This is a genomic window from Micromonospora sp. DH14 (genome assembly GCF_029809455.1).
Classification (GTDB): Bacteria; Actinomycetota; Actinomycetes; order Mycobacteriales; family Micromonosporaceae; genus Micromonospora; species Micromonospora parva.
In genome coordinates, this window is sequence record NZ_JARVKT010000005.1 from 186058 (window position 1) to 202086 (window position 16029).

Consider the following 16029-nt stretch of genomic DNA (forward strand, 5'->3'; position numbering starts at 1 on the left):
TACTGATGCCCTGGTCCGGAGTCGCTAAACGAGATCATCCGCGGTCACCGTGACCTCCACCTGCTCGCGGACCTTCCGGGCCGCGGCGCCCTCGGCGTACAGGCCGCGCAGGTCGGCGAACGCCGGCTCCGGCGGCGCCAGCGACACCGCCGGGTCGACGACCGCCTCCAGTACGCAGGGGCGGTCCGCGGCCAGGGCCTCGTCCCAGGCCGCGCCGACCAGCTCCGGACGGTCCACCCGCACCCCGTGCAGCCCCAACAGCCGGGCCCAGCCGGCGTACGGCACGTCGGGCCGGCGGTGGGTCGGGTCGGACGACGGCTCCCGCCCGCCACCCATCCCGTTCTGGTCCCGGTTGTTGAGCACCAGCACCACCAGCCGGGGGTCGCTCCACCGCTGCCAGAGGTGCGACACGGTGATCAGCTCGGCGAGCCCGTTGAGCTGCATCGCCCCGTCGCCGACCAGCGCCACCACCGGCTGGTCCGGGGCGGCGAGCTTGGCCGCCACCGCGTACGGCAGCGCGCAGCCCATCGACCCGAGGGTGCCGCACAGCTGCGCGTTGACCCCGGGTGGCAGGGTGAGGTGCCGGGCGTACCAGTAGAGGACTGAGCCGACGTCGACAGCCACCGCGCCGGTGCCGGGCAGCCGGGCGGACAACTCCTGCAGGACGAGCTGCGGGTTGACCGGGTCCGCGGCGGCGGCGGCCCGCTCGGCGGCGGCCTCCCGCCACCGGTCCACCGAACTCTCCACAGTGGCCCGCCACCGCTGCTCGGGCCGACCGCGCACCCGGCTCAGCAGCGCCCGTAGGGTCTCGGCGGCGTCACCGACCAGCGGTACGTCGGCCGGGTACCGGGTGCCGATCCGGCGGCCGTCGATGTCGATCTGCACCGTGCGCGCCTGCTCCGGCATCGGGAAGTAGTCGGTCCACGGGTCGTTGGTGCCGACCATCAGCAGGGTGTCGCAGCCACCCATCAGCTCGGCCGCCGCCGGTGTGCCGACCTCGCCGAGCACCCCGGTGTGAAACGGCAACCGCTCGTCGAGCACCGGCTTGCCCAGCAGTGAGGTGGCCACCCCGGCGCCGAGCCGGTCGGCCATCTCGATGATCTCGGCGGCGGCGTCCCGACCACCCTGGCCCACCAGGATCGCGGTCCGCTGGCCGCCGCTGAGCAGTTGCGCGGCCGCGTCCAGGTCCGCCTCGTGCGGCAGGACCCGGGCCAACGGCTCGCCGGGGGTCGCCGTGATCACCCCGGCGCCGTACGACTGCGGGTCGGGTACCAGCGCCTCCTGCAACTGCCGGGGCAGCACCACGCAGGTCGGGCTGCGGGTCGCCGCCGCCGTCCGGAACGCCTGGTCCAGCAGCGCCCCCACCTCCTCGGGGCGGCGACCGTACCGGACGAACTGGTTGCACACGTCAGCGAAGAGCCGACTCAGCCCGATCTCCTGGTGCGCCCCGCCGAGCGGCCCGGAGATGTCCTCACCGACGATGGCCACCACCGGCTTGCTGTCCAGCTTGGCGTCGTAGAGGCCGTTGAGCAGCTGGACGGCGCTGGGCCCCTGGGTGGCGAGGCAGACCCCGATGCCGCCGGTGAACTTGGCGTGCCCGGTGGCCATGAACGAGGCGGTCTCCTCGTGCCGGGCCGGGATGAACGCCGGCTCCCCGCCGGTGCGGTCCAGCGCGTCGACCAGCGGGGCGATCGCCTCCCCCGGGTACCCGAAGGCGCGGGGCACCCGCCAGGCCAGGAGCCGCTCGACCACCACGTCGGCCACCGAGCGGTCAGCCATTGCCGCGCCCCGGTGTGCCGGGGTCGACGTAGCGCAGTACCGCGCCCACGCCGTCGGTCAGGTCCGGCGCCTCGTCCGCGCCGAGCACGGTCAGCGCCGCGTCGGTGCCGACGAGCGCCCGGACCAGCGCCGCGTCGGCGCGTACCCGCTGCGGGTCGGCCACCGACATGGCGGCCAACTGCCCCGGGTCGACGGCGATCTCGGTGGGTTCCGCCCCGATCCACAGCTCACCGTTGGCCGACGGGTCGTCCACGATGAGCATCATGTCCACCTGGTTGCGTTGCAGGGCCGAGACGACCGCGTCGAGGCCGCCGCCGACGTCCTCCTGTACGCCGAACTTGTCCAGCGCGGCGCTGATCCGCTGGTCGGCGATCTCCGCGATGGTCTGCACGGTGAGGTCGTCCAGCATCGTCTGGTCGGCGCCGCCGGCCCGGGACCCGGCATCGGTGCGTACCACCAGGTCCTGCCAGCGCTCCGGCATCTGGGCGGCGATCATGCCGGTGGCCCGGACGTCGCCGGCCACCACCACCACGTCCGCGCCGACCCGGTCAGCCAGTTGCACTGTCGCCGCGGTGACGTCGCCGGCGTTCTGGTGCCACGCCTCCATGGCCGCCCGCTGATAGCGCGACTGGGACCAGCCACCGGGCTTCGCCCGCCGCAGCGGGTACTCGTCCCGGCCGGCGACGTGCGCCCGCCGGGGCACCCCGCCGGCGCTGACCGCCATCGCGTCGGCGCCGACCCGGTCGGCGACCACCCGCACCCAGGCCACCTGCTCGCCGCGCTGGGCGAGCAGCGGCATCACGTGCGGCAGCGGGCCGACGTGGGCCAGGTCGCGCAGTGGTGGCGCGGACAGGTACTCGGAGAGCACCACCCGGCCGTGACTGGCGAAGACCGCCAGGCCGTAGTCCCCGACCATCGGGTCGTGACCTCGGATCACCCGGTCCAGCGCGGCGATGCTCGCCTCGTCCGCCCCCTGTTCGGCCAGGCGGCGTTCCAGGGCACGCCAGCGCAGATCCAGGGCGGGGTGGGCGTCCTCCGTGTCCGCGGAGGCGTCCAGATACACCGAGCACCACGGCCCGGGACGGTCGTAGAGCGGGCGCAGGAAGGACAGCTGCATGCTCGACCCCTTTCCAGCTCGGCCCCCCGCTTACCCGGGTCGTCGGGGATGTCACCTCGCGGTCGTGAGCCCGTGACCAGGTTTCATTCACGTCGTTCAACCGAAGACGTCGATACGATCTGTGAACACACGCGAACTCTCGGTGGTGGAAATGGACAGCGGACTCGATTCCCGACGGATCGTGTACCCGACGGAACGAATCGTCACCGGGCGGCTGATCCGCCTGCTCGACGGCTACACCCGGGAGGTACGCATCGGTCAGCCGGTGCTGGTGGCGGTGCTCGCCGCGGCGGCCTTCGCCCGGCTGCCCGCCCTGTTGCTGCGCTCGCTCTTCTCCTTCGGCGGCGGCGGCACCCGGCGCCGCTGGAAGGAGCTGAAGCAGGGCCCGGAATACCTGGTCACACCGGTGCGGCTGCGCAACACCGCCGGCCAGCTCTGCGAGGTGGAGCTGCACGGTCACCTGCCGCAGAGTGCCCTGCACCCGGCGGACCAGGTGCAGCTCACGGTGCGCCCGCAACGCGACCCGGAGCTGCCGCCCCGGATCGAACGGATCGTCAACCTCACCACCGGGCAGCTGCTGACCCCGCGTACCGCGACGCTCTGGTCGCACCTCGGGCCACCGCTGCTGTTGCAGGCGTTGGTGGGCTCGCTGCTGCTGGCCGGCGTGGTGGCCTGCTCCGCGCTGACCTGATCGGTCCCGGCGGGCTCGTCCGCCGGTCGGTGGTTCAGCCGACGGGGGCGGGCTCGCGGACCGGCTGCCGGTCGACGCCGAGCATCGCGCGGCGACGGGCCCAGCGTTCGAAGGCCAGGGTGGCGAACGGCGGCACCGCGCTGGCCAGGGCCACCGCCGTGGCCAGCAGGCTCCACCGGTGCAGCCGGGCCACGGCGAGCACCAGCAGGACGTACGCGACGAACAGGCCGCCGTGGATCGGCCCGAAGATCTTGACGCCCAGCTCATTGTCGGTCGGGCCGTACTTGACCAGCATGCCGACCAGCAGGGCCAGCCAGGAGCAGGCCTCGGCGATCGCCGCCGCGACGAACAGCCGGGTCACCTTCTCGCGCATTCGCACGCCACCACCTCTCGGGGCGCAATGCTATCGGTCGGCCCTGGTCGGGGTGGCGGGGCGGGCGACTGGGTAGGAAAGGACCATCGGGTCTTCCCCTGCCCGCCGATCAGTGCGAGGTTAGGGGGACCAGCGGTGACGGGGTGGTGACCATGGGCGAGGACGTCGGCGTGCGAACCTTCAGTCGGGAGGATCGGGCCCGCTATCGCGACAAGGTCCGCCGCTGTCTGGACGTCTTCGCCGAGATGCTGCGCGAGTCCCGTTTCGACCTCGACCGGCCGATGACCGGCGTCGAGATCGAGCTGAATCTGGTCGACGAGGCGTCGAACCCGGCGATGCGCAACGCCGACGTGCTGGCGGCCATCGCCGATGAGAGCTTCCAGACCGAGCTGGGCCAGTTCAACATCGAGATCAACGTGCCGCCGCGCCGGCTGACCGGCACCGGCACCGCCGACTTCGAGGAGTACGTGCGGGCCAGCCTCAACGCCGCCGAGGTGAAGGCCCGGGCGATCGGCGCGCACATGGTCATGATCGGCATCCTGCCGACGTTGCGCCCCGAGCACCTGACCGCCGAGACGCTGTCGGCCAATCCGCGCTACAAGCTGCTCAACGAGCAGATCTTCGCGGCCCGCGGTGAGGATCTGCCGATCGCCATCAGTGGGGTGGAACGCCTGGCGGTCACCGCCGACACGATCACCCCGGAGGCGGCCTGCACCAGCACCCAGTTCCACCTGCAGGTCAGTCCGGCCCAGTTCGCCGACTACTGGAACGCCGCGCAGGCGGTGGCCGGCATCCAGGTCGCTGTCGGCGCGAACTCGCCCCTGTTCTTCGGCCGGGAGCTGTGGCGCGAGACCCGCATTCCGCTGTTCCAGCAGGCCACCGACACCCGGTCGGAAGAGATCAAAGCCCAGGGGGTACGCCCCCGCGTCTGGTTCGGCGAACGCTGGATCACCAGCGTCTTCGACCTGTTCGAGGAGAACGTGCGCTACTTCCCGGCGCTGCTTCCGGTCTGCGACCCGGAGGACCCGGCACAGGCGCTCGCGGCCGGCGAGGTGCCCAATCTGGCCGAGCTGCGCCTGCACAACGGCACCGTCTACCGGTGGAACCGCCCGGTGTACGACGTGTCGCGTGGTCGTCCGCACCTGCGGGTGGAGAATCGGGTGCTGCCCGCCGGGCCGACCGTGCTGGACACCGTCGCCAACGGCGCCTTCTACTTCGGGTTGGTGCGCGCCCTGGCCGAATCGGACCGGCCACTGTGGTCGCAGATGTCGTTCAGCGCCGCCGAGGAGAACTTCACCAGTTGCGCCCGGCACGGCATCGACGCGCAGGTCTTCTGGCCCGGTCTGGGCTACCTGCCGGTCACCGAGCTGGTGCTGCGCCGGTTGCTGCCGATGGCGCATCACGGCCTGGACCGGTGGGGGCTCGACCCGGGCGAGCGCGACCGACTGCTCGGCATCATCGAGCAGCGCTGCCTGACCGGCCGCAACGGGGCGACCTGGCAGGTGGAGACACTGCACCGGCTGGAGACCGCCGACCACCTGGACCGGCCGGCGGCGCTGCGCGAGGTGGTCCGGCACTACGTGGACCTGATGCACAGCAACCGGCCGGTGCACGAGTGGCCGATCCCGTGAGCGCCCCGGGTGGCCCGATCGGCGCGGAGCTCAGCCGCGCGGGGTGGGAACGCCGAACAGATCGGTGATGCCGCCGGGAAGCTGGGCGAACAGGTCGTGTCGCTCGTCGTCATTCAGCGCATCGGCGACGGTCCGCAACACCGCCTGGGCGTGCTGGCGCACCTCGTCCGCGTTCGCGACCTGCTCCCGGTCGCCGACGTGCTTGAGAAACTCACCGACGTCCCACCGGCGACCCTGCGGATTGCGGGTGACGGACGCGTCCAGCCCGTCCGGCAGCTGGGCCGCCAGGTTGTCGGCCTCCTGGCCGGCGAGCCGTTCACCGAGCACCGACAGGACGGCCTGGATGGACCGCACGGCCTCGTTCTCACCGAGACCCGCGCGCTGTCGTACCGTGGCGATCATCTGCTCGTACTCCATGCCCCGCTCCTTCGGTCTCGTCGGCATGCCGTCAGGCGCGCCTGCGGACGAACGCGGCGAGTTCCCACGCTCTCCGGCCACAAACGGGTCACGCGCGGACCCGGACTTCCCGCCGTCGACGCGCGAGCCCTCGCAGACCGCCGCGAACCGGACGGGTCACCCGGTCACCGGCTGAGCCACGTCGGGCGGTGCGGGAAGCCCTCGATTCGGGGGCACCGCGCGCCCGCTGGGGTGAACGAGGTCCCTTGTGGACCCCACATCGCATTGATGACTGCCGTAGGCTGGGGCGGCTCGCACATCGTCTGATCACGATGAGGGGACGCGCCGGTGACCGCTTCTGGAACAGACCCAGCCACGATCCAGGGGCCCGCTCGGGTGCCCCTGTCCCGTCGACGAATGCTGCGGATGGGAGCGGCGGCGGCCGGCGGCGCGGCGCTCGGCGGCTCGGCGGAGGCCGCGTCCGCGCAGGCCACGCCGGGTGGTGCGAAGCGCGTCCTGCGGGCGCCGGTGCTGTCACCCGGTGACCGGGTCCGGGTCGTGTCGCCCGGCGGCACCCCCGACCCCACCGCCATGGCCCGCGGCATCGAGATCCTGCGCGGCTGGGGCCTGGAGGTCGAGCTGGGCGCGAACGTGTTCGCCAGGTACGGCTACCTGGCCGGCACCGACGCGCAGCGGCTCGCCGACCTGAACGCCGCGCTCAACGACCCGGGGGTTCGTGCTGTCTTCGCCGCCCGTGGCGGGTACGGCACCCAGCGGATCGTCGACCAGATCGACGTCTCCGGTCTGCGCCGGGACCCCCGGGTGGTCGTCGGCTTCAGCGACATCACCAGCATTCAGGGCAAGCTCTGGCGCGAGATCGGCCTGGTCACCTTCTACGGCCCCATGGTCAACTGGAACGACGCCCGCACCGGCCCCGACTCGGCCGAGGCGCTGCGCAGGGCGGTGATGACCACCGATCCCGTCACGATCACCAGGGATCCGGCCGAGACGGCAGCCCCCGTCCTGGCGCCCGGGCGGGCGTCCGGTCCCCTGCTCGGCGGCTGCCTGACGTTGATCTCCACCTCGCTCGGCGCGGAGGACGCCCCGAGGTTCGACGACGCGATCCTGTTCTTCGAGGACGTGGACGAGGCTCCGTACAGCATCGACAGGATGGTGACCGAGCTGCGCCGGGTGGGTGTGCTGTCCCGGGTCGCCGGGGTGGCCATCGGTCAGATCACCAACAGCGTCGGTGGTCCGGGTGAGTGGGACGCGGCGGGGGTGCTGAAGGACCGCCTGTACGACCTCGGCGTGCCGGTCCTGGGCGGGTTACGGCTGGGACACGGCAACGGGCAGCTCACCGTTCCGCTCGGCGCGCGGGCCACCATCGACGCCGAGGCCGGGACCTTGACGGTGCAGCCGGGAGTCCGCCCGCGTTAGCCTCCGGTCGCCGCGTCCCAGGGGGAAGGGTCGTCGCGCAACCGGCTGTAGAGGTACCCGTCGCGCCACCGGCCGGCCCGGAACTCGCTGGCCCGCACGATTCCCTCCAACTGGAAGCCGGCCTTCTCCAGCGCCCGCTGCTCGGCCACGTTCTCCGGGTGGGTGCCGGCCTGGATGCGCTGCGCCGGGGTGTGCTGGAAGAGGTAGTCGCAGAGCAACGCCTGCGCGCGCCAGCCGATGCCCCGCCCCCGCCATGGTGGCAGCAGGACGATGCCGATCGACCAGTACGACGCCCGACCGGCGTAGCGCCCCGCGCTGTAGCTGACGATGCCGGCGGCGGCCCGTTCGTGTTCGACCTCGACGATGAGCCGCCCGTCGTCCTCGCCGAGGTAGCCGTCGACGGCGAACCGCCGCGCCGGCGCGCCGGCGTCCGTGAAGCCGGCCCAGTCCAGACCGATCAGGCCCGGCTCGGTGCGTAACCGTCGGAACATCGCCAGGTCGGGCTCGGCAACCGGCCGCAGGCGGATAGTGAGGTCGGCCGAGGCCGGCAGCGACGTGCCACCACTCTCCATGGCGACACGCTAGCTGCCCGACGTGGTGAGGCGCGCCCCGCGTCTGCGCCGTGTGGACGGAGGGCGACCCGCGGTGGTGGCCGAGATGGTGGCCGGGGCGGTGGCCGGGGCGGTGACCGAGGCGGTGGCCGGGGCGGTGGCCGGGTCCTTTGGAGCTGATTCACTGACGGCATCAGGCGCCCGGAGCGTTACGACAGCACGCATCCGGCCGCTCGTCTCCCCAGGGCAGGAGATCCCAGACCAGCCGGGGCTGATTCGTTTGCGACATCAGCTCCAAAGGCGGTGCGGCACTCCCCCGCCCCGCCGGCACCTCTGCGCCTGGTCAGACCTTGAGCAGCACCTTCGTACAGTCGTCCTGCTTCTTCTGGAAGATCTTGTAGCCCTTCGGGGCGTCGCGCAGCGGCATCCGGTGGCTGACGATGAAGCTCGGGTCGATCTCGCCGCGCTGGATGCGCTCCAGCAGCGGTCGGGTGTAGCGCTGAACGTGGCACTGACCGGTCCGCATGACCAGCGACCGGTTCATGAACGCGCCCATCGGGAACTTGTCGACGAAGCCGCCGTACGCGCCGATGACCGAGACCACCCCTCCGGAGCGGCAGGCCAGGATCGCCTGCCGAAGGGCGAACGGCCGTTCCGTCTCGACCCGCGCGGCCTGCTTGGCCCGGTCGTACGCGTACATGGCGGTGTTGCCGTGGTGGCTCTCCAGGCCCACCGCGTCGATGCACGCGTCGGGGCCCCGGCCGGCGGTCATCGTGTTGAGCGTGTCCAGCACGTCGACGGACTCGTAGTTGATCGTCTCGGCGCCGATGTGCTCCTCGGCCAGCCGCAGCCGGTACGGGAACCGGTCGATGATGATGACCCGCTCCGCGCCGAGCAGCCGGGCGCTGGCCGCGGCGAGCAGCCCGACCGGCCCGGCGCCCCAGACGGCGATCACCTGACCGGGTTTGATGTCGCACATCTCGGCGCCCATGTAGCCGGTGGGAAACACGTCGGCCAGCGTGACCGCCTGGTCGTCGCTGATCTCGTCCGGCACCTTGATCGGGCCGACGTCGGCGAACGGCACCCGGGCGTACTCGGCCTGGCCGCCCGCGTACCCGCCGAGCAGGTGGGAGTAGCCGAAGATGCCGGCCGGCGAGTGCCCCATGATCTTCTCGGCGATGCCGGCGTTCGGGTTGGAGTTCTCGCAGACCGAGTAGAGGCCGCGCTGGCAGGAGGCGCAGTGCCCGCAGGCGATCGGGAAGGGCACCACCACCCGGTCGCCGGGGGCGAGGTTGCGGACCTGCGGGCCCACCTCCACCACCTCGCCCATGAACTCGTGGCCGAGGATGTCGCCCTTGCGCATCGCGGGAATGTAGCCGTGGTAGAGGTGCAGGTCGGAGCCGCAGATCGCGGTGGTGCTGATCCGCACGATCGCGTCCCGGGCGTTCATGATCTTCGGGTCGGGTACGTCGATGACCTTGACGCTGTCGGCGCCCATCCAGGCGGTGGCCTTCATTATCGGTCCCTTTCGGAGCGTGGACGGTCAGCGACGGGACGGCGGCAGCGGCTGGGCGGGACGCTGCATGGCCTGTTGGCGTACGGAGATGCCGTTGGGGCTGCCCTCGGAGCGGACGACCTCGCCGGTCTCCAGCACCTGCTTGAACCGGCGCAGGTCGTCACGGACCTGCTGCTCGGGTTCCTCGCCGAAGAGCTTCGCCACCGCTCGCCCCAGCGCCCCCGCTGGCGGCGCGTAGCGCAGCTCCACCCGCACCTCGGTGCCCCGGTCACCGGGGGCGGGCACGAACCGGACCCGGCCGGCGTTGGGCACCCGGCTTCCCGGCAGCGACCGCCAGGTGATCGACTTGTTCGGCTGGTCGTCGATGATCTCGGCGTCCCACTCGACGCGGTGCCCGGCCGGCCCCCTGGCGATCCAGTGCGAGCGGCGCAGGTCGTCGGCGCGGACGGATTCCAGGTGGGCCATGAACCGGGGCAGGTTCTCCATGTCCCGCCAGAACCGGTACGCCTCGGCGGGCGACCGGTTCACCGTCACCGCGATCTCCATCCGGATCACCCGGGCGCGGGCCCGTCGGGCCCGGCCGGTGCGGACGGCGGCGAGCACGTCCACGGCGGTGATGCCGGCGATGGCGAGGGTGGTCAGCGCGACCCGGCGGCGGCGGTCACCAGCCCGGTCGGCCAGTGCCCGCCCGAGCACTGCGAGGTCCATCGCGTCGCCGGCCACCCGGCTCCAGGCCCAGCCGGCCGGGCGGCGGCCGCTGAGCAGGCCGGCGGCGCTGCCCAACTCCCGCAGGCCGATGGCGGGGAGCACGGACCGGGCGGTCGGGCTGTCGTCCACGCCCGTCATCCGCGCGAGAGGTCCGGGCGCGGCCAGGGCGCCCACGCCCAGGGCCAGGCTCAGCAGGCCGAGCGCGCGCGGCAGCGTCGCCGGCACCGGCCCGTCCAGCTCGGGCAGGAGCACGGTGTCGACACGACTCATGTCCGGTCCTCTCAGGTGGGCGTCGCCGCCGGTCCGTTGCCGGGGGCGGCGGTGGTCCCGCCCCCGTGACGCTATGTCGTACGGATGCCGTACGCGTCGGGTTCGCGGCAGAACGTCCGATCCGGGCGGGCGTGGCCGGTTACCCGGCCAGCGACGGTCGACATGGCGACATTGACCGAAATGGATCGCTGTCAGCGGTTACCGTCGGCCCACCCGTCGCGCCGTCGGAAGGACACCCCCATGAGCCGCGCACTCCTGCGCCAGCTGACCGCCACCGTCGCCGTCGCCCTGCTCGTCACGGAGGCCGCCGCGCCGGCCGCCGCGGCTCCCCCCGGGTCGTCCGCGCCCGGCGGCGTCCGGACGGTGGTGCGCGACGCGGCGACCGGCACGCCGGTCCCCCGGGCCTGCGCCGCGCTCGTCCCGGTGGACGCCGCCGCGTTGGCGGCGGTCACCCTCGGCGGGGACCAGCTCGGGCGGTACGGAGGCTGCGCCGACGAGCAGGGTGTCCTGGTGACCGGCGATGTCGCCCCGGGGCGGTACCGGCTGCTGGTGCGCCCCTACGACACGACGACGCACGGCTGGCAGTGGGTCGGCCGGCACGGCGGCACCGGTGAGCGCGAGCGGGCCCGGGTGGTCCAGGTGCGCGCCGGCGCGGTGACCGCTGTGCCGGACGTCCGACTCGATCCGCCCGGCACCGTCGTCGGGGTGGTGACCGACGCGGCGACGGGCGCGCCGGTCCCCCGCGCCCGGGTCATGGTGGTGCCGTACGTGCCGGATCCGAAGTACGACGACCACGGCCCGATGACCGACGACGACGGCCGCTACACGATCACCGGTCTCGGCCCGTACCACTGGCCGGTCCAGTTCGCCGCCCCCGGCCTGGCGACCGTCTGGTCCGGTGGGGTGGGCAGCCGGCAGCAGGCGCGGCCGGTGCGGGTGCGCGCCCAGCAGACGGCGACCCTGAATCAGGCGCTGCCCGCCGGGACACCGCTCAGTGGGGCGGTACGGGTCGACGAGCTGCTCACCTACGCCCAGGTGATCGCGTTCGACGCGGCCACCGGGGACCTGGCCGGTGTGGCGGACGTGGGCAGCGGTTACGCCCTGCGCCTGCTCCCCGGGCAGCGGGTGAAGCTGCGCTGCGACTGCGCGTACGCCCCGCCGGTGTGGCACCGCGACGCCGCCGGCTTCGACGCCGCGACCGGCGTGCGGATCGGGCGGGCCCCGGTCGTGGTGGACTTCAACCTCGACTGACCCGGATTCTGGCCAGCCACCGGAACCTTCTCCCCGGCCCGTTGGTGGGAGTGGTGGAGAAGGGGGGTGGCGGTGTCCGACGGCGATCTGATCTCCGAGCTGTACGCCGGCTGTTTCCGGCGCCTGGTGGTCCAGCTGTACGCGGTGACCGGCGACCTGACCGAGGCGCAGGAGGCGGTCCAGGAGGCGTTCACCCGTGCGCTGGTGTCGCCGGGGCGGTTCGCCGGGCTGGACAACCCGGAGGCGTGGTTGCGTCGGGTCGCGGTGAACTGGGCCCGCAGCCGGTACCGCCGCCGTCGGGTGCTGGACGGGCTGCTGCGCCGGATCGGCCCGCCGCCGGCCGTCGCCGACCGCTCCCCGGAGCACCTCGCCCTGCTCGCCGCGCTGCGCGTGCTGCCGGAGGGGCAGCGGCAGGCGCTGGCCCTGCACTACCTCGTCGACCTGCCGGTGGACGAGGTCGCCGCCACGCTGGGCGTGTCGTCCGGGACGGTCAAGTCTCGGCTGTCGCGGGGCCGGGTCGCCCTGGCGGCGCTGCTCGCTGACACCGACGACACCACCACGGGGGAAACCGACGCTACCCAAGCTGGGAGGATCGATGTCCGGTCGTGAGTTCTCCGGATTCGACGTTGACACGATCACCGAGGCCGTGTCGCAGCCGCCTCTCGACGAGCTGCACGCCACGGCCCGGTCCCGTCGACGCCGGTCGGTCGGGGTGGTAGCGACCGCGCTGGTCGCACTGGTCGGGCTGGCGGTCGTACCGATGGTGTCCGGGCCGGAGCGGGCCAGGCCGGCCGAACCGCCGCCACCGTCGGGTGGGTCGGTCAGCCAACTCACGCTGACCGGGCCGACCTCCGGGGTCGACGTGCGCCACGACGGCTGCGTGGTGCGCTTCGCGTACACCGGCGACGGCGGCCGCAGCTGGTCGGACTGGGACGCGGCGCGCTTCGAGGGCACCAGGTGCGCGGCCGGCACGGCGGCCGGGACACCTGGCAGTGGCACTGACTTCTCGGTCCTCGGTGAACGGTCCTATCTGGTCACCGACTCGGGGGTGACCCACCTGTCCACCGACTACGGCCGCACCTGGCGCGACGGCAACTCCGCGATCGTCGCCGTGCCGGCGTTCCCGGTGACGGCTCGGCCGGTGCTCTGCGGGTTCGGCTGCGGGCCGGTGGCGGAGCCGCTGGCGGTGGATCCGTCGAGCGGAACGGTGTACCGGCTCACCGCCGCGGCACCGTCGTGGCGTCCACTGTTCAGCCTCTATCCGGCGGCCGACGGCAGCATCTGGGCCACGTACCGGATGGGGGGCGGCCGGGGCTCGACTGTCGCCCGCAGCGCCGACCGCGGCGCGACCTGGACCAGCTGGGAGGCGGGTGACGACGCCGAGGTGATCACGGCGGTCGGGCTGAACGACCGGGAAGGGTACGTGTTGACCGAACCGTCGACCACCGGAGACGGGGTGCGGCTGTTGCGGACCACGGACGGCGCGAAGACCTGGACGGACACCGGTGCCGAGCTGTCGAATCAGATCCACTACGACCTCACGGTGGGGTCGGACGGGTCCCTGCTGGCGGTCACGCCCGGTGGGGGCGCCGAACCCGACCGCCGCGCCCGGCTGCTGGTCAGCCGGGACGACGGGCGGCACTTCACAGTCGCCCGGGAGTACGGCCGACTCGTCGGTTCGGTCAGCGTCGCGCCCGGTTTCGCCTGGCTCTTCGGTAGCGACGACGGCTCGACGGGCGAGCCGGACCACGTCCTGATCACCACGGACGGGAGCACCTGGACGCGCTTCTCACTCGCTCCCTGAGCCACTGGTGCCGCCCGGCGTTAGGTGTTACCCGAACCGGGTAGCCGGCATCGGCTGCAACCAGCGCCCGAGGAGGTGGGATGTCGGAGACCAGCGACTTCTTCGAGCGGTTGGCGGTCGCCGGCCAGGATCCGCGGTTCAGCAAGGTCTGCGGGAGTGTCCGGTTCGACATCCGCGACGGCGGCCGTCTGGAGCAGTGGCTGCTGGACATCGACCACGGTCAGATGCGGGTGATCAAGAGTGGTGGTCCGGCCACCACGGTGGTCAAGGTGTCGGCGCAGGTCGCGGACGCGATGGCGCGGGGCGAGGTGAACGGTCTGGCGGCGATCACCCGGGGCGAGATCGTCGTCGACGGTGATCTCGCTCTGGCGTTGCGCATCGGGCGGCTGTTCCCGCGAACGTCCGGCCCGTCCGGACGCGACGATCCCGACAGTGGGACGTGACCGGTGAGGGACATCGCGGGCACCGTGGCGTGCATCGACGGGAACACCTTCATGGTCTCCGACGCCAGCGGGGACGTGAAGTCGTCCCCGAGCACCCCGGTCGGCCTCTTCGCCGCCGACACGCGCTTCCTGTCCCGCTGGAGGCTCACCGTCGACGGTGAGTGCATGACGGCGCTGTCGGTGGATGACAGCCAGTACTTCGAGGTGACGTTCTTCGCGGTGCCGGGTAGGGCGGTGGACTACGTGGAGGCGGACGTGTCGGCCATCCGGCGCCGGCGCATCGGCCCGGACCTCACCGAATCGGTCACGATCTTCAACTACGGCGAGGAGGACATGACGCTCGACGTGCGCCTGGAGGTGGAAGCGGACTTCGCCGACATTTTCGAGATCAAGTTCGACATCGAGGAGAAGGCGGGCACCTCCTACACCAAGGTCGGTAAGAACGAGTTGCGCCTGGGCTACCGGCGGGGCACCTACCACCGTGAGGTTGTCGTGTCGGCGAGTGAGCCCGCGCAGTTCGACCCGGGCGGCCTTCGGTTCGCGGTCCGGCTACGCCCGGGGCAGCAGTGGTCGACCCGGTTGCAGGCCGTCATGCTGGCGTTGCGTCCGGACGGCGTCGACCTGCGCTCCGCCCTGCGGGTCCAACGGCCGGACGAATCCACCCTGCCCACGAGCATGCGGGACTGGGTCGCGGCGGCCCCGACCCTGGACACCGACAGCGTCGGCCTCCAGCAGGTCTACCACCGCAGCCTGGTGGACCTGGCGGCGCTGCGCTTCGCCCCGCTGTCGCTCGGCGGCGCGAGCGTGCCCGCGGCCGGGTTGCCCTGGTTCATGACCCTGTTCGGTCGCGACAGCCTGTTGACCTGCTTGCAGACCCTGCCGGTCACCCCGTCGCTGACCCCACCGACGTTGCGGATTCTCGCGTCGTTGCAGGGCGCCCGGACCGACGACGTGCTGGAGGAGGACCCGGGCCGGATCCTGCACGAGTTGCGCTACGGGGAGTCGGCCGCGTTCGAGGAGCAGCCGCACTCCCCTTACTACGGCACTGTGGACGCCTCACCGCTGTTCGTGGTGCTGCTCGACGAGTACGAGCGGTGGAGCGGCGACACCGCGCTGGTGCTGGAGTTGGAGCAGGATGCTCGGGCGGCGCTGACCTGGATCGACAGGTACGCGGACCTGACCTCCACCGGCTACGTCTGGTACCAGCGACGTAACCAGGTCACCGGCCTGGACAACCAGTGCTGGAAGGACTCCTGGGACAGCATCTCCTACGCCGACGGGCGGCTGCCGGGCTTCCCGAGGGCCACCTGCGAAACCCAGGGGTACGCCTACGACGCCAAGATCCGAGGGGCGCGGCTGGCCCGGTCCGTATGGGGTGATCCGGCCTACGCCGAACGGCTGGAGAGCGAGGCGGCGGCGCTGTACGAGCGGTTCAACCGGGACTTCTGGCTTGAGGACCGCGGCTTCTACGCCCTCGCGCTCGACCACGATGGCACCGCCGTGGACAGCCTGTCGTCCAACATCGGGCATTTGTTGTGGAGCGGCATCGTGCCACCGGAGCGGGCGCCCCGGGTGGTGGAGCACCTGATGGGTCCGGCGCTGTTCTCCGGTTGGGGTGTGCGGACGTTCGCCGACGGGCAGCGCCGGTACAACCCGCTCGGCTACCACAACGGTACGGTCTGGCCGTTCGACAACTCCTTCATCGCCTGGGGTCTGCGCCGGTACGGGTTCGGCAACGAGGCGGCCCGCATCGCCGAGGGCATCCTGTCCGCGGCCACCTACTTCGAGGGTCGGCTGCCCGAGGCGTTCGGCGGGTTCGACCGTGACACCACCAAGTTCCCGATCCGGTACCCGACGGCCGGCAGTCCGCAGGCGTGGTCCAGCGGGGCGACCATGCTGCTTCTCCGCACCATGCTCGGTATCAACCCGCACGAGGACCACCTGGCCGTGGACCCGGCGTTGCCCGCCACCTTCGGGCGGATCGCGCTACTGGACATCCCCGGCCGTTGGGGCAGGCGCGACGCGTTCGCCCGGCAACGCCCCGACCAGAGCTGACGGAACG

The 16029-nt window shown here is 72.3% G+C and carries 15 protein-coding genes; 8 read left to right on the forward strand and 7 right to left on the reverse strand.

The annotated features are described in order from the left end of the window. Positions 1–24: 24 nt before the first annotated feature. Positions 25–1779: a thiamine pyrophosphate-binding protein gene (locus QCZ28_RS09805; RefSeq protein WP_279516285.1), complete on the reverse strand. Its 1755-nt coding sequence runs from the start codon at positions 1777–1779 to the stop codon at positions 25–27. Then, positions 1772–2896, reverse strand: a complete 1125-nt coding sequence (locus QCZ28_RS09810) for a Vms1/Ankzf1 family peptidyl-tRNA hydrolase (RefSeq protein WP_279516286.1) — start codon at positions 2894–2896, stop codon at positions 1772–1774. Before QCZ28_RS09810 ends, QCZ28_RS09805 begins: the two co-directional genes overlap by 8 nt. Before the next feature lie 142 nt (positions 2897–3038). Here QCZ28_RS09810 and QCZ28_RS09815 point away from each other — a divergent pair, with 142 nt between their 5' ends. Then, complete coding sequence (locus QCZ28_RS09815; protein WP_279516399.1) at positions 3039–3587, forward strand: hypothetical protein; 549 nt, start codon at positions 3039–3041, stop codon at positions 3585–3587. A gap of 34 nt (positions 3588–3621) precedes the next feature. Here the strand turns inward: QCZ28_RS09815 and QCZ28_RS09820 are convergent, their stop codons facing one another. Continuing rightward, on the reverse strand, positions 3622–3960 hold the full coding sequence (locus QCZ28_RS09820; RefSeq protein WP_279516400.1) for a DUF3817 domain-containing protein: 339 nt from the start codon (positions 3958–3960) through the stop codon (positions 3622–3624). Between the two features lie 152 nt (positions 3961–4112). Between QCZ28_RS09820 and QCZ28_RS09825 the strand changes: the two genes are divergently transcribed. Beyond that, a complete protein-coding gene (locus QCZ28_RS09825; protein ID WP_279516287.1) occupies positions 4113–5591 on the forward strand; it encodes a glutamate--cysteine ligase in 1479 nt (492 codons plus the stop codon). 30 nt (positions 5592–5621) lie between these two features. Here QCZ28_RS09825 and QCZ28_RS09830 read toward each other — a convergent pair whose 3' ends face one another. Next, positions 5622–6008 (reverse strand): DUF2267 domain-containing protein, encoded by a 387-nt coding sequence (locus tag QCZ28_RS09830; RefSeq protein ID WP_279516288.1) that lies wholly within the window; start codon positions 6006–6008, stop codon positions 5622–5624. 396 nt (positions 6009–6404) lie between these two features. On the opposite strand from QCZ28_RS09830, the gene QCZ28_RS09835 reads away from it, so the two are divergent. After that, entirely contained in the window at positions 6405–7424 is a 1020-nt protein-coding gene (locus QCZ28_RS09835) for an LD-carboxypeptidase (protein ID WP_279516289.1), read from the forward strand. Here the strand turns inward: QCZ28_RS09835 and QCZ28_RS09840 are convergent. The 3 genes from QCZ28_RS09840 to QCZ28_RS09850 all read right to left on the reverse strand — a co-directional run bounded on the left by QCZ28_RS09840 (position 7421) and on the right by QCZ28_RS09850 (position 10469). Continuing rightward, on the reverse strand, positions 7421–7996 hold the full coding sequence (locus QCZ28_RS09840; RefSeq protein ID WP_279516290.1) for a GNAT family protein: 576 nt from the start codon (positions 7994–7996) through the stop codon (positions 7421–7423). The genes QCZ28_RS09835 and QCZ28_RS09840 overlap by 4 nt on opposite strands. A 322-nt stretch (positions 7997–8318) precedes the next feature. Next, complete coding sequence (locus tag QCZ28_RS09845; RefSeq protein WP_279516291.1) at positions 8319–9491, reverse strand: glutathione-dependent formaldehyde dehydrogenase; 1173 nt, start codon at positions 9489–9491, stop codon at positions 8319–8321. Between the two features lie 27 nt (positions 9492–9518). Continuing rightward, on the reverse strand, positions 9519–10469 hold the full coding sequence (locus QCZ28_RS09850) for an SRPBCC family protein (protein WP_279516292.1): 951 nt from the start codon (positions 10467–10469) through the stop codon (positions 9519–9521). Positions 10470–10709: 240 nt separating this feature from the next. On the opposite strand from QCZ28_RS09850, the gene QCZ28_RS09855 reads away from it, so the two are divergent. The 5 genes from QCZ28_RS09855 to QCZ28_RS09875 all read left to right on the forward strand — a co-directional run bounded on the left by QCZ28_RS09855 (position 10710) and on the right by QCZ28_RS09875 (position 16022). Continuing rightward, entirely contained in the window at positions 10710–11720 is a 1011-nt protein-coding gene (locus tag QCZ28_RS09855; protein WP_279516293.1) for a carboxypeptidase-like regulatory domain-containing protein, read from the forward strand. A 72-nt stretch (positions 11721–11792) separates the two neighbouring features. After that, a complete protein-coding gene (locus tag QCZ28_RS09860; protein WP_279516294.1) occupies positions 11793–12329 on the forward strand; it encodes a sigma-70 family RNA polymerase sigma factor in 537 nt (178 codons plus the stop codon). Then, positions 12316–13524, forward strand: a complete 1209-nt coding sequence (locus QCZ28_RS09865; protein WP_279516295.1) for a hypothetical protein — start codon at positions 12316–12318, stop codon at positions 13522–13524. Before QCZ28_RS09860 ends, QCZ28_RS09865 begins: the two co-directional genes overlap by 14 nt. Before the next feature lie 80 nt (positions 13525–13604). Further along, positions 13605–13967 carry an SCP2 sterol-binding domain-containing protein gene (locus tag QCZ28_RS09870; protein WP_279516296.1) on the forward strand — a complete coding sequence of 121 codons (363 nt, stop codon included), beginning with the start codon at positions 13605–13607 and terminating at the stop codon, positions 13965–13967. A 12-nt stretch (positions 13968–13979) separates the two neighbouring features. After that, entirely contained in the window at positions 13980–16022 is a 2043-nt protein-coding gene (locus QCZ28_RS09875) for a glycogen debranching N-terminal domain-containing protein (RefSeq protein WP_279516401.1), read from the forward strand. Positions 16023–16029: the final 7 nt, after the last annotated feature.

Coding starts and splice junctions, on each gene's coding strand:
- QCZ28_RS09825 (WP_279516287.1), top strand. CDS start 4,113: ATGGGCGAGGACGTCGGCGTGCGAACCTTCAGTCGGGAGGATCGGGCC.
- QCZ28_RS09855 (WP_279516293.1), top strand. CDS start 10,710: ATGAGCCGCGCACTCCTGCGCCAGCTGACCGCCACCGTCGCCGTCGCC.
- QCZ28_RS09850 (WP_279516292.1), bottom strand. CDS start 10,469: ATGAGTCGTGTCGACACCGTGCTCCTGCCCGAGCTGGACGGGCCGGTG.
- QCZ28_RS09805 (WP_279516285.1), bottom strand. CDS start 1,779: ATGGCTGACCGCTCGGTGGCCGACGTGGTGGTCGAGCGGCTCCTGGCC.
- QCZ28_RS09865 (WP_279516295.1), top strand. CDS start 12,316: ATGTCCGGTCGTGAGTTCTCCGGATTCGACGTTGACACGATCACCGAG.
- QCZ28_RS09830 (WP_279516288.1), bottom strand. CDS start 6,008: ATGGAGTACGAGCAGATGATCGCCACGGTACGACAGCGCGCGGGTCTC.
- QCZ28_RS09845 (WP_279516291.1), bottom strand. CDS start 9,491: ATGAAGGCCACCGCCTGGATGGGCGCCGACAGCGTCAAGGTCATCGAC.
- QCZ28_RS09840 (WP_279516290.1), bottom strand. CDS start 7,996: ATGGAGAGTGGTGGCACGTCGCTGCCGGCCTCGGCCGACCTCACTATC.
- QCZ28_RS09835 (WP_279516289.1), top strand. CDS start 6,405: ATGCTGCGGATGGGAGCGGCGGCGGCCGGCGGCGCGGCGCTCGGCGGC.
- QCZ28_RS09820 (WP_279516400.1), bottom strand. CDS start 3,960: ATGCGCGAGAAGGTGACCCGGCTGTTCGTCGCGGCGGCGATCGCCGAG.
- QCZ28_RS09810 (WP_279516286.1), bottom strand. CDS start 2,896: ATGCAGCTGTCCTTCCTGCGCCCGCTCTACGACCGTCCCGGGCCGTGG.
- QCZ28_RS09870 (WP_279516296.1), top strand. CDS start 13,605: ATGTCGGAGACCAGCGACTTCTTCGAGCGGTTGGCGGTCGCCGGCCAG.